1 protein-coding gene is annotated in these 1,238 nt (G+C 67.0%); it reads right to left on the reverse strand.

Annotated features, from left to right (window positions below; translation table 11 throughout):
- On the reverse strand, positions 1 to 1,238 hold a 1,238-nt coding region (locus tag LDQ05_RS19565; RefSeq protein ID WP_226438613.1), incomplete at both ends, for an AMP-binding protein.

A 1,238-nucleotide genomic window follows, 5' to 3' on the forward strand; every position in this document is an offset into this window, starting at 1 on the left:
CGAGGTAGCCGCGGGCCACCTGCACACCCGACACATACAACTCACCCGCAACACCCACCGGCACCGGCCGCAACCGACCATCGAGCACATACACCCGCATACCCCGCACCGGCCCGCCCATCACCACAGGCTCACCCGGCACCAACGCATCACTGATGTTCGACGCCACCGTCGACTCCGTCGGACCGTACGCATTGAAGAACGCACGCCGCGACCCATCCGGCAACACCACGGCCCACCGCGCCACCAACTCACGCGAACACGCCTCACCACCGGTGACCACCACCCGCAACGCATCCAGCCCCGCAGGATCCACCGACCCCAACGCACCCGGCGTCACGAACGCATGCGACACCGACTCCGCACGCAACAACTCCCCGAGCTCCACACCCCCGTACACCGACGACGGAGCCACCACCATCGTCGACCCGGCCCCCACCGCCATCAACAACTCGAGCACCGACGCATCGAAACTCGGCGACGCGAAATGCAACACCCGAGCCGACGCCGACAACCCGTACCGATCCACCTGCTCGGCACAGAAATTCACCACACCCGCATGCGCCACCACAACACCCTTGGGCAGCCCCGTCGTCCCCGACGTATAGATCACATACGCCGCATGCTCCGCACGCAACGGCACCCGACGATCCTCATCACCGACCACCGCCGACGACAACCCCGCCGACCGCTCCACCGCATCCTCGAGCACCCACCACGACACATCACCGGGCAGACCACCGGCGAACCCACCCGTGGTCAACCCCAGCACCGCACCCGAATCCGACAACATGTGCGCAATACGCCCCACCGGATAACTCGGATCCACCGGAACGAACGCCGCACCCGACTTCACCACAGCCCACAGAGCCACCACCGACTCCACCGACCGCGGCACCGCCACCGCAACCCGATCCTCCGGCCCCACACCCTCCGCGATCAACAACCGCGCCAGACGCGACGACACCGCATCGAGCTCACCGTACGACACCGAACGACCCTCGAACCGGACAGCAACCCGATCCGCATCCACCGCCGCAGCCGACAACACATCCGCCAACGTCCCCGACGGCACCGCACCCACCCCGGCCACCGACGACAACACCGACAACTCACCCGACGACAACCACGGCGCATCCCCCACCACCACAGCAGGATCCGCCACCACAGCACCCAACACCCGCACGAACCGCTCCGCGAACGACACCACCGTCGCCCGATCGAACAAATCCGTCGCG

Origin of the sequence: Rhodococcus yananensis, assembly GCF_020515525.1 — a bacterium.
Taxonomy (GTDB): domain Bacteria; phylum Actinomycetota; class Actinomycetes; order Mycobacteriales; family Mycobacteriaceae; genus Rhodococcus; species Rhodococcus yananensis.